A 23,690-nucleotide genomic window follows, 5' to 3' on the forward strand; every position below is an offset into this window, starting at 1 on the left:
CTTTGCTTTGAAAGCAAAGCCTCTTTGATCTCAAATGTAAGGAGGCCGGTGCCCGGTGTCAACCACCGAGGACGCCATCCGGGCGTTGCTGCTGCTCATGCCACGCATCGTCGGCCGGGCGAAGCGGCTCAAGGTGCCCGCCGAGCTGGAGTCGCTGGCGCTGGCGCCGCGACACCTGTCGCTGCTGTCCTACCTGCTGTTCGACGGCCCCACGACGGTGAACGACCTGGCCAAGCGGCTGGAGGTGGCGCCGACGACGGTCAGCCTGATGGTCGCCGAGCTCAGCCGCAAAGGCGTGCTGGAACGCCGTGAGGACGACGGGGACCGCCGCAAGCGGATCGTCAGCATCACCGACGCCAAGCGGCCCGCGATCGACGCGTGGCTGGCCAGGGGCGCGCGGGCGTGGCGGGCGGCGCTGGAGCCGTTGACGCCCGATCAGCGGCGCGTGTTCGTGGAGACCTTCAGGGCCTACGAGGACGCGCTGGACGAGTGAGGCCGCGTCACCGCAGCGCGCGGGTGATGCGGTGGACCAGTCCCGGGCCCTCGTAGATGAAGCCGGTGTAGACCTGGAGCAGGCTCGCGCCCGCGTCCAGCATCCGCTTGGCGTCGTCCGCGCCCGCGATGCCGCCGACGCCGATGATCGGCAGCTTGCCGTCGGTCTCCCGGCTGACGAACCGCACCACCTCGCGGGCCCGTGCCGCCAGCGGCTTGCCGCTCAGCCCGCCCGCCTCGTGCGCCAGGTGCCGGTCGGCGGGGGCCAGCCCGTCGCGCGACAACGTGGTGTTGGTCGCGATCAGGCCGCTGACCCCGTGCGCCGCGCACACCTCCAGCAGCTCGGCGATCGCCGGGTCGGTCAGGTCCGGCGCGATCTTGACCAGGATCGGCTTGACCGGCTCGGACCCGGCCAGCTCGCGCGCGGTGTCGTTCAGCGCGGACAGCAGCTCGGTCAGCGCGCCCCGGTCCTGGAGGCTGCGCAGGCCGGGCGTGTTCGGCGAGCTGATGTTGATCGCGAAGTAGTCGCCGTGCCGGTAGAGCGCGCGCAGGGACGTCCGGTAGTCCTCCACCGCGTCCTCGACCGGCGTCACCTTGGACTTGCCCAGGCTGATGCCCAGCGGCACGGACAGCGGGCCGAGGCGGTCGAGCCGGTTGGCCAGCTCCAGCGCGCCGTCGTTGTTGAAGCCCATCCGGTTGATGATCGCCTCGCTGTCGCGCAACCGGAACAGGCGCGGCTTCGGGTTGCCCGGCTGCGGGTGCCGGGTGACCGTGCCGACCTCGACGAACCCGAATCCGAGCGCGCCCCACGCGGGCAGCGCCCGGCCGTTCTTGTCCAGACCGGCGGCCAGCCCGACCGGGTTGGGGAACCGCACGCCGAAGACCGTGCGCCCGGCCGCCGGCTTGCGCCGCACGAGCTTCGCCGCCGGGCTCAGCGTCGCCAGCACGCCGAGGGTGGTCTCGTGGACCCGCTCCGCGTCGCCGCCGTGCATCCGGAACAACGCCTTGCGCACCACGCTCTTGTAGACCACGCCGGCAACCCTAAGCGATCGGTCCTGGCTGGCAGCGCGGGCACCAGTACGAGGGACGCTCCAGCACGCCCGCGCCCTGGCCTCCGACGCGCACCCTCGTCCCGCACCGCAGGCACGGCTTGCCGGCGCGCTCGAACACCCAGTGCTGCCGTCCCCGTCCCATCAGGCCGGTCGTGTTCTGCTCCGGCCGCCACGCGTTGGCCAGCAGCAGCTTGCGCGCCAACCGCACGACCTCCGCCGGGTCCGCCGCCGACACCGGGCTCCACGGCCAGACGCCGAGCAGGAAGCACACCTCGGCCTTGTAGAGGTTCCCCACGCCCGCCATCACGCGCTGGTCGAGCAGGGCCAGCCCCAGCTCGCGGTCCGGGTCGGCGACGAGCCGGGCGACCGCCTCGGCGGCCCGTTCGTCGTCCCACTCGCCGAGCAGGTCCGGCCCCAGGTGGCCGACCAGCCGCGACTCCTGGTCGGTCGGCAGCAGCTCCAGGTCGTGCAGGGCGAACCCCACCGCGACCCGGTCCGGCACCTCCAGCAGCGCCCGCACCTGGTGGCCGGGCCGCTTCCAGCGCTCGCCGGGCCGGTAGAGGTGCCACGCGCCGTCCATCCGGAAGTGGCTGTGCAGGCTCAGGTCGCCGGAGAACCGGGTGAACAGGTGCTTGCCGACCGAGCGCACGCCCAGCACGTCCCGCCCGCTCAGGTCCGCGGTGGCCCACCTCGGGTGGCGGAGCTCGCCGCGCAGCAGCGTGCGGCCGGCCAGCGCCTCGTCCAGGCGGCGTCCGGCGAGGAAGACCGTGTCACCCTCGGGCACCGCTGTCCAGAGCCACCTTCAGACCGAACCCGACCAGCACGGACGCGGTCAGCCGCTCGGTCCACCGCCGCACCGCGGGCTTGGTCAGCACGACCACCGCCCGCCCGGCCAACCACACCACCACGAGCTGCCACACCTGGCCGATGGCCACGTGCACGCCGACCAGCAGCGCGCCCCACCCGGCCGAGGGCTGGTCGGACGGCAGGAACTGGGGGAGCAGGCTCAGGTAGAACACGCCGATCTTGGGGTTGAGCAGGTTCGTGGTGAACCCGGTCCGCAACGCCTGCGCCGGCGTGGTGGACGGCACGTCGGTCGGCCGGTCGACCCGGCCGCGCCACGAGTGCCACAGCGCCGACCCGCCCAGCCACAGCAGGTAGGCCGCGCCCGCGTACCGCACGACGTCGTAGGCCAGTTCGGACGCCACCAGCAGCGCGGTCAGCCCGGCGATGCTCGCCGCGCCCCACACCAGGCAGCCCAACGTGGTGCCGAAACCGCCGACCACGCCAGCCTTGCGGCCACCGCCCAGCACCATCCGCAACAGCATCATGGTGTCCAGACCGGGCGTGATGGTGAGCAGGACGGCCGCGACGGTGAACGCCAGCAGAGCGGTGGTCGTCACGCGTCCACCGCTTCCTCGATCTCCTCGTCGTCGAAGTCGTGGTGCACGGCCCGGCGTCTGCTGCGGCTGATCCGCAGTATCCGGGCGAGCAGCAGGTTGAACGCCAGCGCCACCTCGCGCGCGCCCGGCGTGCCCCACTCGTGGATCGGCATGCACGCGCCCTGCGCCTGCTGCACCGCGAGCCGGTCCGGCAGCGCCACCGGCATCACCAGCGGCCCGAAGATGTCGCGCAGCTCGTCGATGCGGAACTGGTGCTCGTGCGACCTCGGCCGCACCCGGTTCACCACCACGCCCAGCGGCTGGAGGTCCTCGTTGTGCTCCCGCTCGGCCTGCACCGCCTCGAACGCCCGCTGCACACCCGCCACCGCGAACATCGTCGGCTCGGTCACCAGCAGCGCGCGGTCCGCCGCGACCAGCGCCGACCGGGTCAGCTGGCCCAGTGACGGCGGGCAGTCCAGCAGCACCAGCTGGTAGGGCTCCTCGTCGTCCTGGAGCAGCCGCAGCGCCTCGCGCAGCCGGCCGAGCCGCGTCTCGCCCGGGTCGGGGTGGTTCAGCGACTCCGCGTCCTCCGACCCGGCCAGCACGTCCACGCCGTCACCCCACGCGCTGGGCGCGATGGCCTTGTCCAGCGTGTCGCGGCTCGGGTCCTGCAACACGTCGTAGATGCTGGCCTCGGTGTCGTCGGGTTCGAGCGTCGAAGTGGCGTTGCACTGCGGATCGAGGTCGATGACCAGCGTGCGGACGCCGCGCCGCAGCGCAGCCGACGCCAGACCGAGCGCGACCGTCGTCTTCCCAACGCCACCCTTGAGGCTGAGCACCGCCACCGTATGCACGTAGTGCAGCCTACGGCCCTTACGCTCTACGTCCATGCGACCGGACGCCGTACACAGGGTGCTCGACGCCGAGCTGACCGCCGCGCGGGACCGCCGGGGCGGTGAACCGCCGCGCGTGCTCGACGTCGGCGGTGGCAGTGGCGTGTGGGCCGTGCCACTGGCCGTGGCCGGGTGCTCGGTGACGGTCGTCGACCCGAGCCCCGACGCGCTGGCGACGTTGCACCGCCGTGCCGCCGACGAGGGCGTGCTGGACCGCGTCACCGCTGTTCAGGGCGACACGGACGCGCTGGACCGGGACGCGTCGGCGGACCTCGTGCTGGGGCACGGGCTGCTGGAGGTCGTGGACGACGCGGGTGCCGCGCTGGCCGCCCTGGCCGCCGCCACGGTGCCCGGCGGCGCGGTGTCGTTGCTGGTGGCGAACCGGTACGCGGCCGTGCTGCACCGGGCCATCGCCGGCCGGCTGGTCGACGCCCGGCGGCTGCTCGACGACGAGGCCGGTCAGCTCGCGGGCACGCGCGACCCGCTGCTGCGCCGGTTCGACGTGGCCGGGCTGGAGGCGTTGGTGCTGGCCGCGGGCCTGAAGGTGGAGCTGGTGCAGGGGCACGGCGTGGTGTCGGACCTGGTGCCGGGCTCGGTCCTGGAGACCAACCCCGGCGCCGCGGAGGCGCTGGCCGAGCTGGAGCTGGCCGCGTCGACCCGTTCGCCGCTGCGCGACGTGGCCGCCCGGTTGCACGTCTTGGGCCGAAAGCCCGCCTGAGTGCGGTAGAACGGAGGTTCCGCCGCCTACCGCAGAGGACCCGTCATGGGAGACCCGCACTTAGCCGGGGCCGGCTGATGGCCGGACCCGCGCCCGAGAACCTGGAAGACGACGTCCGCGCCGCGGTCGCCGGTGACGAACGGGCGGTCGCCGCGGTGCTCGCCGCCGTCCGCCCGCTGGTGGTGCGCTACTGCCGCGCCCGCGTGGGCCGCCAGGAGCGGTCCGCCACGTCGGCCGACGACGTGGCCCAGGAAGTGTGCTTGGCCCTGCTGACCGCGTTGCCGACGTACCGGGACCACGGTCGGCCGTTCCTGGCGTTCGTGTACGGCATCGCGGCGCACAAGGTCGCCGACGCGCACCGGGCGGCGTTGCGCAACCGCGTCGAGCCGGTGCCCGAGCTGCCCGACGCCCCGGACGACGAGCACGTGGGGCCGGAGCAGTCGGCGCTGCGGGTGGAGCTGTCGCAGCGGATGGGCGAGCTGCTGCGGCTGCTGCCCGACAAGCAGCGGGAGATCCTCGTGCTGCGGGTGGTGGTCGGGCTCACGGCCGACCAGACCGCCGACGCCGTCGACGCGACGCCCGGCGCGGTCCGGGTGGCGCAACACCGGGCGTTGACCCGGCTCCGCCGGGAGATCGAACGAGCTCTCGTCACGCAGCGCAGCCGATAGCGAGTTTTGGTTACTCCTTTAGGGGTCCAAACGCGGCCATTCGGGGTAACTTCCTGTGAGTCGCGTCATCGGCGCGTGGGAGCGACGTCGCGTTCGCATGTGCCCCCGAGGGTCGTCCAGCGCGCGGACGCCGAGGAGCTCGCGATGACAGCTGTGGTAGTTGGGTTTTCGGTGGTGCCGGCACTTCGCGGCAACGCGAGGAGGGCGGTGGTGTCCGTGCAGGGCGAGGACGCGCCATCCTCTGCACCAGCACGTGCGGAAGGAGGTCCGGAGTCGTACGTCGAAGCGGCGGTCAGGGGTGACCGGCAGGCGGTCGGGGCGTTGCTCGCCCAGATCAGACCCGTGATCGTGAAGTACTGCCGGGCCAGGGTCGGCCACGGGCAGCGGTCGTCGGCGTCCGCGGAGGACGTGGCCCAGGAGGTTTGCCTCGCCGTGCTCAAGGCGCTGCCCAACTACCGGGAGCAGGGCCGGCCGTTCCTGGCGTTCGTCTACGGCATCGCGGCGCACAAGGTCGCCGACGCGCACCGGGCGTCGGCGCGCAACCGGGCCGAGTCCGTGCCCGAGCTGCCCGACAGCGCGGGCGTCGAGCCCGGGCCCGAGCAGCGGGCGCTGCACGGCGAGCTGTCCGAGCGGATGGGCCGGCTGCTCAACGTCCTGCCGGACCGGCAGCGCGAGATCCTGGTGCTGCGCGTCGTGCTCGGCCTGTCCGCCGAGGAGACCGCGACGGCCGTCGGATCCACGCCCGGCGCGGTCCGGGTGGCCCAGCACCGGGCCCTGACCAGGTTGCGCAAGGCGTTGGACGAGGCGCAGCACGGCGCGTGACCGCGCCTCAGTGCCGCCAGCGGGTCAGCGCGGCGACCTCCTCCGGTGAGCAGTCGGCGAACCGGGCGATCTCGCCGCGCCGCACGTCGACGATGGTCGCGGCGAACTCCGCGCCGAACGCCTCGGTCAGCACCTCGTCCGCCTCGAACGCCGCCACCGCCTCCTCCAGGCACGTCGGCAGGCGCTCGGCGTCCGGGACCGCGGCCGGGTCCACGCCGACCGGCTCGGGCAGCCGCGCCCGGTCCACGATCCCGGCCAGCCCCGCCGCCATCGTGGCCGCCACCACGAGGTACGGGTTCGCCGACAGGTCGTAGCACTTCACCTCCAGGTCGCGGCCCGCGACCAGGCGCAGCGCCGCCTCCCGGTTCTCCAGCCCCCACACCGCGAACGCGCCCGCCCAGTGCCGGGGCACCAGCCGCAGGTAGCCCGCCACCGACGGCACGCCGATCGCGCACAGCGCGGGCAGCCGCCGCAGCACGCCCGCCGCGAACGCCTCGGCGTCGTCGGTCAGGCCGAACCAGCCCTCGCCGCCGTCGAACAGGTTGCGGCCGTCGCGCCACAGGCTCAGGTGCAGGTGGCCGCCGTTGCCGACGCCGTCCGCGGTGACCTTCGGCGAGAACGACGGGCGCAGGCCGTGCCGCAGCGTGATGGCCCGCACCGTCTCCCGCACCAGCACCGACGTGTCCGCCGCGTGCACCGGGTCCTCGGGCGTGGTGGACAGCTCGAACTGGCCCGGCGCGTACTCGGGGTGGAACTGGAGCACCTCGACGTCCTGCTCGGCCAGCGCCGACAGCAGGTCCGCCGCGTAGTCCGACAGCTCGACCTGGCGGGCGTGGCCGTAGGCGGGCCCGGTGGCGGCGGGCCGGAACTCGTCGGTGTCGCCGTGCCCGACGACCCACTCCACCTCGAACCCCGCCTGCACCTCGTAGCCGTGCACGGTGAGCCGGTCGGTCACCGCGCGGGCCAGTCCGCGCTCGTCCTGCGGGTGCGGCTCGCCCTGCTGGTCGAAGCGGTCGGCCGGGGCCCACGCCCAGCCGGGCTGGCCCGCGAGCACGGTGAGCCGGTCCAGGTCCGGGCGCAGCCGCAGGTCGCCGACGGGGCCGCCCGCGTGCCGCCCGCTGACGATCGTGTCGTCCAGCAGGAACGCGTCGAACACCGGCGAGGCGCCGACGCCGTCCGCGGCGGCTCGGGGCAGCCCGGCGAGCGGTACGGACTTCACCCGCGTGATGCCGCTGTGGTCGACCCAGGTGAGCGCGACCGCGACCACGTCCTGCTCCAGCAGGTCGTCCACCAGCTCGGCCGCCAGCGCGCGACGGTGCTCCCGTTCGGCTGTGTCCATCTGGCGTGGTTACACCAGCTCGCTACTGTTCAACAAGTGGACCGGTTGCTGCCTTGCGCGGGGGCGTTGCGCCTCGTGGACCACCACTGCCACGGGGTGCTGGGCGTCGACCTGGACCGCGCGGGGTTCGAGTCGAACCTGACCGAGGCCGGGTCGGTGTCGCCGCTGGGCACGTCGTTGTTCGACTCGTCGCTGGGCCTGGCGGTGCGCCGCTGGTGTGGGCCTTTGCTGGACCTCCCGCCCCTCGCGCCGGCCGACGAGTACCTGGCGCGGCGGCGGTCGTTGGGGGCGGCCGAGGTGAACCGGACGCTGGTGTCGGCGGCCGAGATCTCGATGTTCCTGGTGGACCGCGGCACGTGGCCGGAGGGGTTCGCGGGGCCCGGCGTGTTCACCGGTTCGCGTGAACTTGCCGTGCTGCGGCTGGAGCGGTTGGCGGAGGACGTCGTGCCCGCGGGCGCGTCGGTGTTCCCGGCCCGGGTGCGGGAGGCGTTGAACTCGACCGGGGCGGTCGCGGCGAAGTCGATCGCGGCCTACCGGGTGGGGCTGGACCTGGACCCGGCCCGGCCGTCGGACGCCGAGGTGGTGGCGGCGGCGGACCGGTGGCTCACCTCGGGCCGGGGCCGGTGCGCGGACGCCGTGATCAGCCGGTTCCTGGTGTGGGAGGCGCTGGACCGGGGGCTGCCCGTGCAGTTCCACGTCGGGTACGGGGACGCGGACCTGACGCTGCACCGGTGCGACCCGTCGCTGCTCACGGGCCTCCTGCGGGCCACGGAGCCGCTGGGCGTGCCGGTGGTGCTGCTGCACAACTACCCGTTCCACCGCAACGCCGGGTACCTGGCGCAGGTGTTCCCGCACGTGTTCGTGGACGTGGGCCTGGCCACGCACGCGGTCGCGCACCAGGCGAGCCGGGTGTTGGCGGAGGCGCTGGAGATCGTGCCGTTCGGGAAGTTCCTGTTCTCCACCGACGCCTACGCGCTGGCCGAGCTGTACTACCTGGGCGCGTTGTTCTTCCGCCGCGCGCTGTCGGATTTCCTGTCCTCGGGGCTGCGGGACCATGCTTTCGCCCTGGCGGACGCGGAGCGGATCGCTCGCCTGATCGGGTGGGAGAACGCGCAGCGGGTCTACCGCTTGGAGTAGAGTCTCGAACGGGTGTTCGGCTCTGGACGGGGGTGGTCTGTGGGCCGCAGCGCCAACCTGCCGCGCGGTCTGGTGGACCGCTTCCGCGCGCGTGGCGACGTCTGGCCGGACGACACCGGCTGCTCGATGCTGCACGTCGACATGGACGCCTTCTACGCCTCGGTCGAGATCCGCGACCAGCCGGAGCTGGCGAGCAAGCCGGTGGTGGTGGGCGGCACGGCGAACCGGGGCGTGGTCGCGTCGGCCAACTACATCGCCCGCGAGTTCGGCGTCCGCTCGGCCATGCCCACCTCGCACGCGCGCCGGCTCGCGCCGCACGCGGTGTTCGTGCCGCCGAACTTCGCCCGGTACCAGGAGGTCTCGCGCGGGGTGATGGCGATCTTCCGCGACATCACGCCGCTGGTGGAGCCGTTGAGCCTGGACGAGGCTTTCCTGGACGTGAGCGGGGCGTTGAAGCGGATGCGGCGCAGCCCGGCGCAGATCGCCCAGCTGATCCGGGAGCAGGTGGAGCAGGCGCAGGGGGTCACCTGCTCGGTGGGCGTGGCGCCGACGAAGTTCCTGGCCAAGCTCGCGTCCGGGATGTGCAAGCCGGACGGGCTGATGGTCGTGCCGCGGGCCGAGGTGCTGTCGTTCCTGCACCCGTTGCCGGTGTCGGCGCTGTGGGGGGTGGGGCAGCGCACGGCCGAGCACCTGGACCGGGTCGGCCTGGAGACGGTGGCGGACGTGGCCGCCACGCCGCTGCCGCGCCTGCGCAGGCTGATCGGGGTGGCGCTGGCCGAGCACCTGCACGCGTTGGCGCAGGGGCACGACGACCGGCCGGTGGTGCCGTCCACGCGGGAGAAGTCGATCGGCGCGGAGGAGACCTTCGAGGTCGACCACTTCGACCGGGAGCTGCTGCGGCGGGAGCTGCTGCGGCTGTCGGAGCGCTCGGCGGCGACGTTGCGGGCGCGGGGGCTGCGCGGGCGCACGGTGTCGATCAAGGTGCGGTTCGCCGACTTCACCACGATCACCCGGTCGAAGACGTTGCGGGTGGCGACGGACGTGACGCAGGAGGTCTACAGGACCGCGTCCGCCCTGCTGGACGAGCAGGTGCCGCCGGGGGCGGTGCGGTTGATCGGGGTGCGGATCGAGCAGCTCGTCGAGGGCGACGACGGCGAGCAGCTGATGTTCGACGCGCCGGAGCGGGGCTGGCGGGAGGCGGAGCAGGCGGCCGACCAGGCGCGCTCCCGGTTCGGCACGGCGGCGATCCGCCCGGCGTCGCTGCTCAAGCAGGGCCCGGGTCGGTCGGGGCTGAAGGAGCCCGGGCCGGACCGGGGCGATTCGGCTTCCCGACCCGGGTGAGCGAGCCGTTCGGGTGGTCGCGGGCCTGATCGGGGCTCCGCGCGCGGATCACCGGGCACAGTGGAGCCCGTGGATCGGTTCTGGGGTCTGCTCTCACCCTCCGAGCACGAGGTGCTCCTGTCGACGGGTGTCGAGCGCGACTACCCGTCCGGCGCGGTGGTCTGCCACGAGGGCGAGGTGACGCGGCACGTCCTGGTGGTGCGCCGCGGCCTGCTGCGGGTGACCGCGACCACGGCGAACGGCAGCGAGAAGGTGCTGGCCGTGCGCGGGGCCGGGGACATCGTCGGCGAGCGCTCGGCGGTCGACGGGCGGCCTCGTTCGGCCACGGTGCGGGCGCTGGGCGCGGTGCGGGCGCTGGTGCTGTCCGCCGACGCGTTCGCCGCGCTGTGCCAGCGGCACCCGCGCATCGCGTGGACCGTGCTGATCGTGGTGGTGGCGCGGCAGCGTGACACGGACCGGCAGCGGATGCAGATCAGCGGCACGGCCACGCAACGCGTCGCCGCCGTGCTCATCGACATGGCGCTGGAGCGCGGCATCGCCGACCAGGGCGCGATCGCGTTGAGCCAGGAGGAGCTCGCGGGCATCGCGGGGACGTCGCGGGAATCGCTCGTGCGGGTGCTGCGCGCGCTGCGCGAGGAGGGCATCATCAGCACGGGTCGGCGGAAGATCGACATCCACCGGGTGAGCCGGCTCTACGACTTCACCAACTGATGTCCCCTTGTGCGTCATCTGACGCAGAACGCCGGCTCCGATCCTCCTACAAATGAGGCATCAGCCGAGTCAGAGGGGGAGTCATGAACCACATCGAGGAGCCCGCCAGGTCTCGCCGGCGGTTCACCGAGCGCCTCGCCAGCACCCTCGTCTTCACCGCCGTCATGCTCTGGGCGGCCGTGGTGATCATCGTCAAGTCCGATGTCGACGGTGTGGTCGCGCTCGCCGTCGCGTTCGTCCTCGCGGGCGGCCTGGTGGCGGTGTACGACGCCTGGCGCGAGGTGCGCTCCGTCCGCCGCGAGCTGGACGTGGAGATCCACGAGGACCTCGTGCGCCTGTAGACCAAGCGGCGGCCAACGAGGGGTGGCTGCCGTTCTCCGAGACCTTCCGCGGACTGGTCGGGTCCGCGGAAGGTCTCCTTACGGTCGGGTTGTCCACAGCCCACCGAGTTGTCCACAGTTCGCGATCTCCCCCTGGCCCACCCCGCCACCCCGGCCGATCGTGGACACATGCGAACCACCAACCGCACCACCATCGACCTGGACGCCCTGGGCGGCCTCTTCCCCCAGCGCGTGGCCACGGCCTCCGAGCTGCTGGCCCTGGGCCTGCCGAGCGCCGAACTCGCCCTCCGCTGCCGTCCGCAGGGCCCGTGGCAGCACCTGCTGCCCGGCATCCTGCTGCTGTCCCGAACACCGCCGAGCCGCGCCCAACTGGTGCGGGCCGCCCTGCGCTACGGCGGTCCGCAGACCCTGCTCACCGGCGTGGACGCCCTCCAGCTGCACGGCCTGCGCGCCCTGCCCGCCACCGGCCCGGTCCAGATCCTCGTGAACCGCCCGCTGGAACCGGCCGCCAAGGTCCGCATCACCCGGATCCGCCACCTGCCGGACCCGGTCCTGCGCCGGGGGTTCCTGACCGCACCCCTGGCCAGGGCCGCCGCCGACACGGCGAGGGTCCTGCGCCTGCCCGACGACATCCGAGCCGTGCTGACCGAGGTCGTCCGCCACGGCGGCGTGCCGGTGTCCGAGCTGAGGCGAGGTCTGGCCAGGGCGTCCGAACAGGTCAGGCACGTCCTCGCCGAACTGGCCGACGGCGTCCGGTCCGTGCCCCAAGCCTGGGCCAGGGCGGTCCTGGACGACCTGCCCCTCCCACCGCCGGCGTGGGGCGTGCCACTGGTCAACGCCGAGGGCCGCCACCTGGGCATCGCCGACGCCTGGTGGGACGACCGAGCCCTCGCTTGGCAGTTCAACACCCCCACACCCCGCCAAGACCTCCTGACCGCCGCCGGCGCCGTCGTCCTCCACACCACCCCCACCCGCCTGCGCCAATCCCCAACCTCCGTCGCCCAAGACCTCCTCACCGCCGCCACCGAAGCCACCACCCGCCCCAAACCCCGAATAACCCCCACCCACCGCCTCCCCCACCCCTTCCCGCCCCACTGCTAACCCGCCCCTGCCCCCACCAAATCCACAAGCCACCCCCCACCCCCTGCCTCACCGCCCCCTGCCCTGCCTGCCCTGCCCTGGCCGACCTGTCTGCCCGCCGACCTCCTGCCCACCGACCACTCGAACCGCCAGTCCGACCAGTCGACCGACCAACCGTCGCGACCCGGCCACCGGGCGAACTGGCTGCGGGCTCTCGACCGCCCAGCCTCCGACCGTGCCGGAGCCGACCGTGCCGGAGCCGACCGTGCCGAGGCGTCCGAGCACCCGTCCGCCCCCCGACCTCAACCGCTGGTCCCAAGCGATCCGCCGATACCCGAGCCGGCCGGTCGCCATCGGACCCGCTCCTGCACCAGAGAGGAGCTGATCCGGCCCCGCGTGGGCCAAGGCCGCCGCACGGCCCCCAGGTTCACACCCGACCGCAGGCTTCGTCGGCCGGCGACCACCCGACCCGAAAGGAGGAACGCGGCCCCGCCCGACCCGTCGCGCCTTGATCATCAGCGGCAGCCGGCGGTGGATGGCTTGATGATCGGCTTCGTGATTCCGTACCCGGCCGTTCGGCGGCACGAGGGCAGGCGGCCGGGCCGGCGCGTAGCTGTGATTTCGGTCTCGATCGGTCCCCTGGCGGGCGCGCGAGCGTAGTCACCGCCCGTAGTCGAACAGTCTGGAACGTGGGACGAAGGGAGGGTGAGGCAGGCGTCGGCGGGCTTCGGAGGGTGCGAATCGGTAGTCGAGGACCCTCGATCACCCGTGCAGGGGAGTGAACGACAGGGCTTTCCGGGGTCTTGACAGTTGACCTCGGGGCGACTTGTGCGACCTCACGGTGGTCTGACCGTTGACCCGTGAGGATGATGGTGACAGAACGAACCGCTTAGGGGCACGGACTGGGTAGTCGGCGAGCCTCCCGAATCGTATCCTGGTTGTGACGCCCCCAGGGCGGGGCGTCCGCCGGGACCGGCGGCAACCGTGATTACCCGGCGCCCGCGACCGCTGTGCCGGAGGAGGAGCCATGCCACTCTCCGAGCACGAGCAGCGACTGCTCGACCAGATCGAGCGCGCGCTCTACGCCGAGGACCCGAAGTTCGCATCCACTGTGCGCGGTGCCAAGCTGCGCAAGCCGTCACGACGGCGTCGCATCCAAGGCATCGCGTTGTTCGCCGTGGGTGTGGCACTGCTGGTGACGGGTGTGATGCTGCCGAAGCTCGCTGGTATCCCGGTGGTGAGCGTGGTCGGCTTCCTGTTGATGTTCTTCGGCGTGCTGCTCACCGTGACGACATTGCGTCGTGGTGACCAGGGTGCCGAGGAACCCAGCGAGGAGGGAAGCCGGCCCAGCCGCAGCTCGTTCTCACAGAAGATGGAAGAACGTTTCCGTCGCCGTTTCGAGGACGAGTAGTCCGCGCGACAGCCCGACCGCACGACTGAACAACGCACACGGCCCGCCCCGAATCCTCCGGGGCGGGCCGTGTGCATGTCGAAGGCCGAAGGGAAGCCGCGGGACCGCGCGAGGGCCGGGGGAGCGAACCCCCGACCCCGCGACCGACCGATCAGACAGATCACTACCGATCAGACCGGTCAGCACACCGCCGGAACTGCCCGGATCAGTCGTCCGGGTCCTGCTCGGCCGGCGGCTTCGGCTGGAGCACCGACCGCGGCAGCACCTTCGCCTTCAACGCGAGCGGCGCGTTGCGGTTCAGGCTCTGGCGGACGCTGTCCACCGCGCCCGGCAGGGACGGGTCCGCCGCCGCCTGGGTGCTGTACCAGGACCGCTCCACCGCGCCGACGACCGCGCGCAGCCCGTCACGCCCCTGCTCGTCCAGGTTGTGCGCCCGCACCAACCGCCGCGCGGCCACCCGCACGGTCTCCGTGCGCGGCACCCTCGTGCCCCGGTCCACCGACTCCGCGATCAGCTCCTGCCACGCCGCGCTCGCCGCGTCCGGACCCAGCCCGGCCACCGCCCGCAGCCGCTGCTGCCGCCGCCATGCCCGCACGGCCGCCGGCGTCGCCGCCGCCAGCACCAGCAGCACCACGACGGCCACCAGCCACGACAGCAGCGCCAGCGCCAGGGCCGCCGCGACCGCCCACCCCGCCACCGCGACCGCCAACGCCGCCGGACGCAGCCACACCGGCCGCGCCACCCGCGCCCCGCCGAACAGCACCGCCAACGTCGCCAGCAACGCGATCAGCGCCACCACCCCGAGCGTCACCAGGTGCCACGTGGGCGTCGGCTCCTCGGTCTCGGTCGTCCCGTCCTGCCCCTGCGCGTCCGGCACGGCCGAAGCCGACGCCGACGTGCCCGGAGCCGTCGTGGTGGTCGTCGTGGTCGTCTGGCCCGTGCTGGAGCCGTCCTCCTCGTCGTCCGCTTCCAGACCGGAGATGTACGGCGGCGTCACGCCACGACCGTCGGACAGCGGCGTGGGGTCGAACGTCATCCAGCCGTAGCCGGGGAAGTAGATCTCGACCCACGCGTGCGCGTCCTGCGACGTGATCGTCTGCACGTCACCGGTGGCGTACCCGGCGGTGAAGCCCAGCGCCACCCGCGAGGGGATGCCGACCGACCGGGCCATGATCGCCATCGCCGACGCGTACTGCTCGCAGAACCCCTTCTTGCCGTTGAGCACGAAGTCTTCCAACGCGTCCGCGGACGTGTCGGTGTCCGCGGTCTGGGTCGTGTACTGGAAGCCCTGCGTGCCGTCGGTGAAGTACCGGAACAGCGCGGTCGCCTGGTCGAACTGGTTGTTCTGGCCGGCCACGATCCCCCGAGCCAGCTCGGCCACCTGGCCGCCGACGCCCGGCGCTTCCAGGTACGCCGGGTCGATGTCGATCGGGCCCGCGGCCTTGCGCAGCGTGTCCGCCGACGGCGTGTCGAACACCGTCTCCAGCGTGTACGGCTCGGACTTGCGCGCCCGGACGCTGTAGACCATCCCGCGGCCCGGGTCGTACCGCCAGTTCTCGTCGACCTCCTGCATGGCGCGCGGCCTGCCGTAGACCGGCAGCCAGTTGTCCACCCAGTTGACCGGCTCGATCCGGACGTCGGTGACCTTCCCGTCGCCCCGGTCGCCGGGCTGCTCGGGCAGCGGCCCGTTCGCGGGCACGCCCTCCGGCATGTTCCCGCCCAGCTCCCAGCCCTTGTCCGGCACGTACTGGCGCAACGTCATCGCCCGCAGGTACGCCGAGGTGCCCGGCATGTTCCGCACCCGGAACAGCTCGCGCGGCGCGCCCTGGTTCAGCATGCCGCGCAGCTGCGTCATCGGGTCGATGCCCAACCCGCCGTTGCCGCCGCCGATCTCCTCGCCGGTGCCCGGCAGCCTGCCGACCGTGCCGACCAGGGTCAGGCTCGCGCCCGCGACCAGCGCCACCACCACGGCCAGGCCCGCCACGGCGGTCGCCGCCGGCCCGGAGCCGCTCTGCCCGCCACCGGGCAGCCTGCCGCGCCACGCCTCGTGCCGGTGCTGCCCGTCCACGGCCAGCAGCAGCGCGAACGCCGCCGCGCCGAACACGAACGTCCACAGCGGCAGCATCTCGTCGGCCAACGACGCCGGTACCGCGAACACGCACAGCAGCACCAGCCCGGACGCCGCCGGGGCGGCCATGCCGACCGCCAGGGCGTCCACCATGATCGCGACGACGCCGATCGCCACCATCACCAGGCACCGCATGGCCGGGCTGTCCGGCACCGGCGGCACACCGGTCTGCACCTCGCCCATCGCGTCGCCGAGCACCGACAGCAGGTCCTGCAACGACTGCGGACCCGGCAGCACGACCAGCACACCGCTGCGGGTGAAGATCGTCACCAGCAGGCACGTCAGCGCCAGCAGCTGCCCGAGGACGACCACCACGGCCGGCACCCGGGTCGCCCGCAGCAGCACGCCCGTGCCACCGATCACCGCGATCGCCACCGCCAGGTACACCAGCCACAGCACGCCGTCGAGCACGCTGGACAACGCCGTCGCCGCGCACAGCGTGGCCAGGCCGGCGACCGCGGGTGTCGCGCTCACCACCCAGTTGCCGTCGCCCGCCGCGGCCGTTCTCCCGGTCACCTAGCCCACCTCCGTGCGCACCACCGGGCCGCGGTTGCCCGCGCTGTGGCACAGCTCCTGCCAGACCTGCCCCATCGGCGTCGAGGGGCGCGCCACGACCACGCCCCACCCCGCGCCGCTCAGCAACCGCTGCGCCTCGGCGGGGTCCGGCGCCGGGTCCTCCGCCGCGGACGCCCACGCGCCGACGTCCATCACCACAGCCAGGCTGCGCATCCCGCGCGGCCGGTTGCGCACCAGCGCGTCCACCACGGCGGGCGTGCTGCCGCCGAGGATCGCGATGACCTCCTGGCCCGCGCCGGGATCCACCCCGGTGGCGGGCTCGCGGCGGTGCGACGGCGCCAGCGCGGCCAGCGCGTCGAGCACCACCGCGTCGCTGTACCCGCTGTCGCCCGGCCCGCCCGCCAGCACCCGTCCGTCGTCGCCGACCAGGCGCACCTGGTGGCCGTACCGGTGCAGGTGCAGGCAGATCGACGCGGCCAGCGACACCGCCCACTCCAGGCTCGCACCCGGACCGCTGCCGCGGTGCCCGACCAGCCGGTGGTCCAGCAGCACGGTCGTGCCGCCGCGCCACGGCCGCTCCTCGACCCGCACCATCAGCTCGTCGCGCCGCGCGGTCGAGCGCCAGTGCACCTTCCGCAGGTCGTCGCCGTGCCGGTAGGGGCGGACCACCGCGTCGTCCTCGCCCTGCCCGGCGCGCAGCCGGATCGAGCCGTCGTCGCCGGAACCCATGCCCGATCCGCTCGGCAGCCCGGCCAGCGCCACCACCCGGGGCACCACGACCAGCCTGCTGCGGCCCGCCATCTCGCGGTCGAACTCGGCCAGGCCGAACGGGTCGGTGATCCGCGCCATCAGCGGGCCGACCTGCTGGATGCCGCGCATCACCGGCTTGAGCGGGTACCGCAGCACGGTCACCGTGTTGCGCGGGAGCCGTTCCACCACGAACCGCGGGCGCGCGCCCAGCGCGTACGGCACCGCGTCCTCCAGCAGCAGCCCGCCGGTCGGCAGCCGGCCGGCGCTGCGCAGCTCCACGCGCACGTCCGTGGCCGAACCCACCTGGACGCGGCTGGGGTGCAGCATCCGGTTCGCGTGCAGGCCGACCCGGGCCCGCTGCGCCAACCACGCCGCCAGCAGCGGCAGCGCCACCACGAACGCGGCCACGCGCAGCAGGTCGCGCTCGTTGAGCACGATCGCGCACAACCCGGCCGCGAACCCCGCGGCCAGCAGGCACCGGCCCCGGGTGGTCAGCCCGGACAGGGCTCCGCGCATGTCAGCGGTGGTTGTTCGGGTTGACGCTGTGCAGGAACTGCCCGGTCGGGTCCAGCGCCGCCTGCGGCACCGGCACCCGTTGCAGCAGGTTGCGTACCAGGTCGGCGGACGAGCGGCGGGCGGCCTGCGCCTCCGCGGTCAGCACCAGGCGGTGCGCCAGCACCGGCACGGCGACGGCGTGGATGTCGTCGGGCACCACGAAGTCGCGGCCCGCCAGCGCGGCCTGCGCCCGTGCCGCCCGCACCAGCTGCAACGTCGAGCGCGGCGACGCGCCCAGCCGCAGCTCGGGCAGCCGCCGGGTCGCGCCGACCAGCTCCACCGCGTACCGGCGGATCTCCGGCGACAGGTGCACCCGCCGCACGACGTTGACCAGCCGCAGCACCTGCTCGGCGTCCGACACCGGCCGCAGGTCGGCCATCGGGTCGTGGCCCGCGTGCTCGTCCACCATGGCCAGCTCGGCCTGCGGGTCCGGGTAGCCGATGGAGACCCGCGCGGTGAACCGGTCGCGCTGGGCCTCGGGCAGGGCGTAGGTGCCCTCCATCTCGATCGGGTTCTGCGTGGCGATCACCATGAACGGCGAGCCGAGCGGGTAGGTCTGCCCGTCGACCGTGACCTGGTGCTCCTCCATGCACTCCAGCAGCGCCGACTGGGTCTTCGGCGAGGCGCGGTTGATCTCGTCGCCCACCACGATGTTGGCGAACACCGGGCCGGGGCGGAACTCGAAGTCGTTGTCCTGCCGGTTGTAGATCGAGACGCCGGTGATGTCGCTGGGCAGCAGGTCCGGGGTGAACTGGATGCGGCTCACGGTGCAGTCGATGGACCGGGCCAGCGCCTTGGCCAGCGACGTCTTGCCGACGCCCGGCACGTCCTCGACCAGCAGGTGGCCCTCGGCCAGCAGGGTGACCAGCGCGACCCGGACGACGTCGGGCTTGCCGACGATGACCTTCTCCACGTTCGCGGCGATCCGCCCGACCGCGGCGTGCAGCTCCGGGAGCCCGTCCTCGGTCCGGGCCGGTGTCGGGGTCGCGTTGTGCACGTGGTTCACCGCGGGCGCGCCGCTGCCGCCCCCGTAGGAGTGTTCTGGCAGCGCGGCTGGCTGTGTACTCGGAGTCACTCGACCTCCTGGAGCAGGGCGCGGCCCTACCGCGACCGGTTCGCGGTGGCGGTGAGCGTTTCACGCAGTGTGTCAAACCAGGGCGAAGCGCCCTACACCGATTGAACAGTTTCGTGCTCGTGGTTTCCACGGCCCGCGCGAACGCCCGGTTCACCGCACCCCACCACGATTCCCCACCTCGGCCCCCGGTGAACCGGTTTTGCCCGATTTCGTTGCGCCATCCGGGTGGAGTTCGGGCCGGATCGGCTCACCCGCGGAGGTGGTCGCGCGTCGCTTCCCCCACCACGCTCCACGGTGGCCATCTTCGCTCTACCTGCGCAAACGTCCCAGGAGGGGTCGTGCAACCACCCGTTTCAGCGTTGACTGTGGTGAAAAGTGGGGTACTGTGGCGGCCGGTGGGGCAGACGGGGGCTCCACTGCCGGTCGGAAGTGACGCTTCCGGCGTCGGGAGGTGGGCGCCGTGTTCCTGGGCACGCACTACCCGAGGCTGGACGACAAGGGCCGACTGACGCTGCCTGCGAAGTTCCGGGACGCGCTAGCGGGGGGTCTCATGGTCACCAAGGGCCAGGACCACTGCCTCTACGTGTTCCCTCGGGCCGAGTTCGAGCAGATGGCGCGCAAGGTGGCGGAGGCTCCTTTCACCAACGAGGCGGTCCGCGCCTACCAGCGCTACCTGTTCGCGGGGACCGACGAGCAGCGGCCGGACGGCCAGGGCCGGGTGTCGATCGCACCGGAGCTGCGGCGGTACGCGGGGTTGACCAAGGAGTGCGTGGTCATCGGCGCGATCAACCGCCTGGAGATCTGGGACGCGCAGGCGTGGCAGCGCTACCTCGAAGAACACGAGGACAGCTACGCCACGGCGCGCGAGGAGGTGCTGCCCGGCGTCTTCTAGATCGGCTGGCTCGGCCGTTGTTTCGAGGTTTCGGGTGCCGTGAGGCCTCGGTCCGCTCGGCTTTCGGCCCTGGCGCACCTTCCCCGGCGCCAGGTCCGACGGGCGGGCGGGGACCTGACGACACCCGAATTTCTTGTCTTTGTGAGGGGGGACCATCGAGGGAGGGGACATGGTGGAGCAGGCGCGTCACGTGCCGGTGCTGCTCGACCGCGTCCTCGACCTGCTGGCCCCCGCGCTGGCCGATCGGGACGCGGTCTTCGTGGACTGCACGCTCGGCCTGGGCGGTCACTCCGAAGCGGTCCTGCGCGCCCACCCGCGGGTGCGGCTGGTCGGGCTGGACCGCGACCCGCAGGCCATCGAGCTGTCGCGGCGGCGGCTGGCGCCGTTCGGCGACCGCGTGGAGTTCGTGCAGACCACCTACGACGGCATCGCCGAGGCGGTCGGCGGCGCGAAGGTCGACGGCGTCCTGATGGACCTCGGGGTGTCGTCGTTGCAGCTCGACGCCGAGGAGCGCGGGTTCGCCTACGCCAAGGACGCGCCGCTGGACATGCGGATGAGCGCGGGCACCGGGATGACGGCGGCCGACGTGCTCAACACCTACTCGGTGGACGACCTGACCCGCATCCTGCGCGACTACGGCGAGGAGCGGTTCGCCCGCAAGATCGCCGGTGCCGTGGCGCGGGAACGCGAGCGCGAGCCGTTCACCACCAGCGGTCGGCTGGTCGAGCTGCTCTACGCCGTGGTGCCGGCGGCGACCCGCCGCACCGGCGGCCACCCGGCGAAGCGGACGTTCCAGGCGCTGCGCATCGAGGTGAACCAGGAGCTGGAGTCGCTGCGCCTGGCGCTGCCCGCCGCGCTGTCGGTGCTGGCCGTGGGCGGCCGGATCGTCGTGGAGTCCTACCAGTCGTTGGAGGACCGGATGGTCAAGCGGGCGTTCACCGCGCTGGCCACGTCGACCTCGCCGCAGGACCTGCCGGTCGAGCTGCCCGGCCACGGCCCCCAGCTCAAGCTGGTGACCAGGGGCGCGGAGCAGGCGAACGAGCAGGAGATCGAAGAGAACCCCAGGGCCGCCTCGGTGCGACTGAGAGCGGCGGAACGCATCCGGGAGGCGACGTGACCGCACCGGCACGGGCCGGCGGCGTGCCGTCGTCGTCGCGGTCCTCCAAGCCCCGTGAGCGCGCGTTGAAGGCCGTGCCCGCGGAGCGCCGCCGTTCGGCCGCCGCGGAGCGGGCCTACGCCCGGCGCGACCGGCGCACGGGGGCCAAGCGCGGTCCGGCGGTGACCCGCCAGCCCACGGTGGCGCCCAAGGCGCCGTTCGTGGTGATGGTGATGATCGTGCTCGGGGTGGGCATCGCGGCGATCATGTGGCTGTCCACCCAGGCGACCGCGGACTCGTACCGGTTGCAGGACGCGCGGGCCGAGGAGACCCGGCTCGCGCGGCAGGTCGAGCAGTTGCGGCGGGAGGTCGCGCTGGCGGAGTCGCCGCCGAGCCTGGCCGACGCCGCGGCGAAGCTGGGCCTGGTGCCCGCGGGCGACCCGGCCCGGTTGCGGCAACTGCCGGACGGCTCGGTCGAGGTGTACGGCAAGCCGTCCGCGGTCCAGCCGCCACCGGCTCCCACCTCGTCCACGCCGCCGCCTTCCGGCCAGCCGGACCCGAACGCGCAGCAGCCGACCACCCAGCAACCGACCACCCAACAGCCGACCACCCAGCAGCCACCCGCCCAGGGCCAGACCGGCCAGGAGGCGGGTGGCCAGCAGCCGCCCGCGCAAGGCCAGCCGACCGGGCAGCCACCGCCGCAGGGCTAGCGAGCGCGACACCAGCGACACCGTGCAACAGCCCGTACCAGGAGGTCAGTGATGCCGGGGCCCAGCCGGGGCAGGCCCGTGCGACGCCCGTTGTCCGTCCGGGGGCCCGCCCCCCGCCGACGACGCGGCGGCAACAGCCGGGTCCGCCTCGTGGTGGGTCGGTTGCTGCTGGTCGGCGCGTTGCTGCTGGCCGGGGTCAAGCTGGTGCAGGTGCAGGGCTTCCAGGCCGAGGCGCTGTCGGCGCAGGCCGAGAAGCAGCGCGCCACCAAGATCGACATCCCGGCGCCGCGCGGCTCGATCCTGGACCGCAACGGCAACCAGCTCGCGTTCAGCGTGGAGGCGCGCGCGCTCTACGTCGTGCCGCACCGGATGCGCCAGGAGTGGGCGCAGGCGCTGGAGGCCGACCCGGACATCGGCAGCTTCGAGGACCGCATCGCCGCCATCGCGGCGTTCATCGAGCAGACGCTGGGCAAGGAGGTCGCCGGGCAGAAGACCGACCGGGACACCATGCTCGCGAAGCTCTCCCGGGACACCACCTACGTCGAGCTGGTGGACAACGTCGACCCGGCCAAGGCTGCGATCATCACCGAGAAGTACTACGACATCGGCTCGGAGTACCGGGCCGTGCGCGTCTACCCGAACGGCGAGCTGGCGTCGAACATCATCGGCGCGGCGAACTGGCGCAAGGACGCCGAACCGCCCGCCACGCACGGCCTGCTGGGGCTGGAGATCGCGCAGGACAACCTGCTCGGCGGCAGCAGCGGGCAGCGGGTCGTGGACACCATGCAGGGCAACGACGAAGTCGTCATCCCCGGCCCGGACCGCTCGCGCGAGCTGGCCGCCGCCGTCCCGGGCAAGAGCCTGGAGCTGACGCTCGACGTGGACACGCAGTACGCGTTGCAGCGCATGGTCACCGACTACACGACCAGGACGGCGGCGCGCAGCGGGTCCGCGGTGGTGCTGGACCGCCGCACCGGCGAGATCCTGGCCATGGCCAACGACAAGACGTTCGACCCGAACGACTTCGGCCGGGCGAGCGAGGACCAGCTGCGCAACATCGCGGTCACCTCGGTGTTCGAGCCGGGTTCGGTGAACAAGCTGGTGACCGCGGCGACGGCCATCGAGGACGGCATCTACCAGCCGGACAGCGTGCTGCGGGTCGACGACAACATCAAGGTCGCCGACCGGGTGATCGGCGACTGGTGGGAGCACGGCCCGCTGGACATGACGTTCACCGGCGTGTTCGCGCGCTCGTCCAACGTGGGCACGCTGATGACGGCGCAGAAGATCGGCCAGGACCGGTACTCCGAGATGCTGCGCAAGTTCGGCCTGGGCGAGCGGACCCAGTCGGGGCTGCCCGGCGAGGAGCCCGGCTACGTGCCGCCGCTGAACCAGTGGTCCGGGTCGACGTTCGGCAACCTGCCGATCGGCCAGGGCCTGAGCATGACGTTGTTGCAGATGACCGGGATGTACCAGGCGATCGCGAACGACGGCGTGCGCATCGCGCCGCGGATCGTGCGCGCCGAGGTGTCGGCCGACGGCAGCCGCAAGGAGATCGAGCCGGCGGAGACGGAACGGGTCGTGTCGCCGCAGACGGCCAAGACGGTCCGCGACATGTTCCGCGCGGTGACGCAGCACGTGCCGGGGCCGAACTCGTCCGCGCAGAGCGGCACGGGGGTGCCCGCGGCGCTGCCGGGGTACCAGATCAGCGGCAAGACGGGGACGGCGCAGCAGATCGACCCGAAGTGCGACTGCTACAGCAGCTCGCAGTACTGGATCACGTTCGCCGGCATCCTGCCCGCCGACAACCCCCGGTTCGTCGTCGGCATCATGCTCGACAACCCGACCCAGAGCCCCCAGTCGGCCGCGCCGCTGTTCCACGACATCGCCTCGTACCTGACCCAGCGCTACCAGATCCCGATGTCGGCGGAGCAGAGCCCGATCGTGCCGCTGGTGCACTAGCGGCCGGTTCCTGCCAAGGGCGGCCGGACGGGTCCGCCCGGCCAATACGGTCCTCGGCACGGGAAGACTCGGCCGGGCGATGTCGGCGGCGACGACGGGTGCGGCGGTGGTCGCGGTGGTGGCGTGCGGGTCCGGTTCCCCTGCCGATCCCGCCGCTGCCCGCTCCGGTTCCGCCGCCGAAGTGCCGGCGTCTTCGTTCGCATCGTCGTCCGCGTCACCGTCGCCGATCGGTGAATCGCTCGTCGAGCTGTGCTCGGACGTGAACGCGTTCGCGGTGGCCGCCGGATCGTCGTTCGACCTGGCCAGGTTCGCGCCGGCGGCCGGGGAGACGCCGGAGGAGCGGCGGACGGTGAGCGTCTACGTGCACAGCATGGCGGTGCACGGGGTGTTCCTGTCCGACCACCCGGACGTGGGCGGGCACTTCCGCACGGTCGCCCTGGCGGCGGCCGAGTCGAAGCGCAAGCTCCTGGACGGCGTGCCCGCTGCCGAGGCGATCGCGGCGTTGACCGACGACCGGGTGACCGCCGCCCGGAAAACCGCCGTCGCGTTCCGGGGCGACTGCTGATCCACGCCGTTCCACCCGCCGCCACCCCCACCAATGCGCAAAACAATTCAGGTT

General features: G+C 73.0%; 23 protein-coding genes. 15 read left to right on the forward strand and 8 right to left on the reverse strand.

Annotated elements, in window-relative coordinates; genetic code table 11:
• The first annotated feature begins 97 nt into the window (after positions 1–97).
• On the forward strand, positions 98–493 hold the full coding sequence (locus ACIQMJ_RS15660; protein WP_499761832.1) for a MarR family winged helix-turn-helix transcriptional regulator: 396 nt from the start codon (positions 98–100) through the stop codon (positions 491–493).
• Positions 494–500: 7 nt separating this feature from the next.
• On the opposite strand, the gene ACIQMJ_RS15665 is transcribed toward ACIQMJ_RS15660, so the two are convergent.
• From ACIQMJ_RS15665 to ACIQMJ_RS15680, 4 genes are read right to left on the reverse strand one after another with little or no spacing between them, the layout of a single operon-like run.
• Positions 501–1,523: a quinone-dependent dihydroorotate dehydrogenase gene (locus tag ACIQMJ_RS15665; RefSeq protein WP_499761649.1), complete on the reverse strand. Its 1,023-nt coding sequence runs from the start codon at positions 1,521–1,523 to the stop codon at positions 501–503.
• 10 nt (positions 1,524–1,533) lie between these two features.
• Positions 1,534–2,328 (reverse strand): DNA-formamidopyrimidine glycosylase family protein, encoded by a 795-nt coding sequence (locus ACIQMJ_RS15670; RefSeq protein ID WP_499761650.1) that lies wholly within the window; start codon positions 2,326–2,328, stop codon positions 1,534–1,536.
• Positions 2,315–2,947, reverse strand: a complete 633-nt coding sequence (locus ACIQMJ_RS15675; RefSeq protein WP_499761651.1) for a LysE family translocator — start codon at positions 2,945–2,947, stop codon at positions 2,315–2,317. Before ACIQMJ_RS15675 ends, ACIQMJ_RS15670 begins: the two co-directional genes overlap by 14 nt.
• Complete coding sequence (locus ACIQMJ_RS15680; protein ID WP_170232214.1) at positions 2,944–3,780, reverse strand: ParA family protein; 837 nt, start codon at positions 3,778–3,780, stop codon at positions 2,944–2,946. Before ACIQMJ_RS15680 ends, ACIQMJ_RS15675 begins: the two co-directional genes overlap by 4 nt.
• A gap of 34 nt (positions 3,781–3,814) precedes the next feature.
• On the opposite strand from ACIQMJ_RS15680, the gene ACIQMJ_RS15685 reads away from it, so the two are divergent.
• The 3 genes from ACIQMJ_RS15685 to ACIQMJ_RS15695 all read left to right on the forward strand — a co-directional run bounded on the left by ACIQMJ_RS15685 (position 3,815) and on the right by ACIQMJ_RS15695 (position 6,027).
• Positions 3,815–4,537 (forward strand): class I SAM-dependent methyltransferase, encoded by a 723-nt coding sequence (locus ACIQMJ_RS15685; protein WP_499761652.1) that lies wholly within the window; start codon positions 3,815–3,817, stop codon positions 4,535–4,537.
• Positions 4,538–4,614: 77 nt separating this feature from the next.
• A complete protein-coding gene (locus tag ACIQMJ_RS15690; protein WP_499761653.1) occupies positions 4,615–5,205 on the forward strand; it encodes a sigma-70 family RNA polymerase sigma factor in 591 nt (196 codons plus the stop codon).
• Between the two features lie 210 nt (positions 5,206–5,415).
• Positions 5,416–6,027: a sigma-70 family RNA polymerase sigma factor gene (locus ACIQMJ_RS15695; protein ID WP_499761654.1), complete on the forward strand. Its 612-nt coding sequence runs from the start codon at positions 5,416–5,418 to the stop codon at positions 6,025–6,027.
• Between the two features lie 7 nt (positions 6,028–6,034).
• On the opposite strand, the gene ACIQMJ_RS15700 is transcribed toward ACIQMJ_RS15695, so the two are convergent.
• Complete coding sequence (locus ACIQMJ_RS15700; RefSeq protein WP_499761655.1) at positions 6,035–7,366, reverse strand: glutamine synthetase family protein; 1,332 nt, start codon at positions 7,364–7,366, stop codon at positions 6,035–6,037.
• Positions 7,367–7,402: 36 nt separating this feature from the next.
• On the opposite strand from ACIQMJ_RS15700, the gene ACIQMJ_RS15705 reads away from it, so the two are divergent.
• The 6 genes from ACIQMJ_RS15705 (at position 7,403) to ACIQMJ_RS15730 (ending at position 13,387) form a co-directional block, all read left to right on the forward strand.
• Entirely contained in the window at positions 7,403–8,503 is a 1,101-nt protein-coding gene (locus tag ACIQMJ_RS15705; protein ID WP_499761656.1) for an amidohydrolase family protein, read from the forward strand.
• Between the two features lie 72 nt (positions 8,504–8,575).
• Entirely contained in the window at positions 8,576–9,844 is a 1,269-nt protein-coding gene (locus ACIQMJ_RS15710; protein WP_499761833.1) for a DNA polymerase IV, read from the forward strand.
• Positions 9,845–9,913: 69 nt separating this feature from the next.
• Entirely contained in the window at positions 9,914–10,555 is a 642-nt protein-coding gene (locus ACIQMJ_RS15715) for a Crp/Fnr family transcriptional regulator (protein WP_499761657.1), read from the forward strand.
• An 83-nt stretch (positions 10,556–10,638) separates the two neighbouring features.
• Positions 10,639–10,896, forward strand: coding sequence for a hypothetical protein (locus tag ACIQMJ_RS15720; protein ID WP_499761658.1), 258 nt, complete (start codon positions 10,639–10,641; stop codon positions 10,894–10,896).
• A gap of 168 nt (positions 10,897–11,064) precedes the next feature.
• Entirely contained in the window at positions 11,065–11,997 is a 933-nt protein-coding gene (locus tag ACIQMJ_RS15725; protein ID WP_499761659.1) for a hypothetical protein, read from the forward strand.
• A gap of 1,006 nt (positions 11,998–13,003) precedes the next feature.
• Positions 13,004–13,387 carry an SCO2097 family morphological protein gene (locus ACIQMJ_RS15730; protein ID WP_033437744.1) on the forward strand — a complete coding sequence of 128 codons (384 nt, stop codon included), beginning with the start codon at positions 13,004–13,006 and terminating at the stop codon, positions 13,385–13,387.
• 205 nt (positions 13,388–13,592) lie between these two features.
• On the opposite strand, the gene ACIQMJ_RS15735 is transcribed toward ACIQMJ_RS15730, so the two are convergent.
• The 3 genes from ACIQMJ_RS15735 to ACIQMJ_RS15745 are packed head-to-tail and all read right to left on the reverse strand — an operon-like array spanning position 13,593 to position 18,333.
• On the reverse strand, positions 13,593–16,031 hold the full coding sequence (locus ACIQMJ_RS15735; RefSeq protein WP_499761660.1) for a transglutaminase TgpA family protein: 2,439 nt from the start codon (positions 16,029–16,031) through the stop codon (positions 13,593–13,595).
• Complete coding sequence (locus tag ACIQMJ_RS15740; protein ID WP_499761661.1) at positions 16,032–17,297, reverse strand: DUF58 domain-containing protein; 1,266 nt, start codon at positions 17,295–17,297, stop codon at positions 16,032–16,034. It lies immediately after the preceding gene.
• Position 17,298: 1 nt separating this feature from the next.
• On the reverse strand, positions 17,299–18,333 hold the full coding sequence (locus ACIQMJ_RS15745) for an AAA family ATPase (RefSeq protein ID WP_499761662.1): 1,035 nt from the start codon (positions 18,331–18,333) through the stop codon (positions 17,299–17,301).
• A 538-nt stretch (positions 18,334–18,871) separates the two neighbouring features.
• Here ACIQMJ_RS15745 and mraZ point away from each other — a divergent pair.
• The 5 genes from mraZ to ACIQMJ_RS15770 all read left to right on the forward strand — a co-directional run bounded on the left by mraZ (position 18,872) and on the right by ACIQMJ_RS15770 (position 23,636).
• Complete coding sequence (gene mraZ / locus ACIQMJ_RS15750; protein ID WP_073899631.1) at positions 18,872–19,303, forward strand: division/cell wall cluster transcriptional repressor MraZ; 432 nt, start codon at positions 18,872–18,874, stop codon at positions 19,301–19,303.
• Positions 19,304–19,472: 169 nt separating this feature from the next.
• Complete coding sequence (gene rsmH / locus ACIQMJ_RS15755) at positions 19,473–20,420, forward strand: 16S rRNA (cytosine(1402)-N(4))-methyltransferase RsmH (RefSeq protein ID WP_499761663.1); 948 nt, start codon at positions 19,473–19,475, stop codon at positions 20,418–20,420.
• Positions 20,417–21,109 (forward strand): cell division protein FtsL, encoded by a 693-nt coding sequence (gene ftsL / locus ACIQMJ_RS15760; RefSeq protein ID WP_499761664.1) that lies wholly within the window; start codon positions 20,417–20,419, stop codon positions 21,107–21,109. The genes rsmH and ftsL overlap by 4 nt, the downstream gene beginning before the upstream one ends.
• A gap of 51 nt (positions 21,110–21,160) precedes the next feature.
• Positions 21,161–23,071, forward strand: a complete 1,911-nt coding sequence (locus ACIQMJ_RS15765) for a peptidoglycan D,D-transpeptidase FtsI family protein (protein ID WP_499761665.1) — start codon at positions 21,161–21,163, stop codon at positions 23,069–23,071.
• Between the two features lie 259 nt (positions 23,072–23,330).
• Positions 23,331–23,636, forward strand: coding sequence for a hypothetical protein (locus tag ACIQMJ_RS15770; protein ID WP_499761666.1), 306 nt, complete (start codon positions 23,331–23,333; stop codon positions 23,634–23,636).
• Positions 23,637–23,690: the final 54 nt, after the last annotated feature.

Source organism: Actinosynnema sp. NPDC091369 (assembly GCF_044757065.1).
Taxonomy (GTDB): domain Bacteria; phylum Actinomycetota; class Actinomycetes; order Mycobacteriales; family Pseudonocardiaceae; genus Actinosynnema.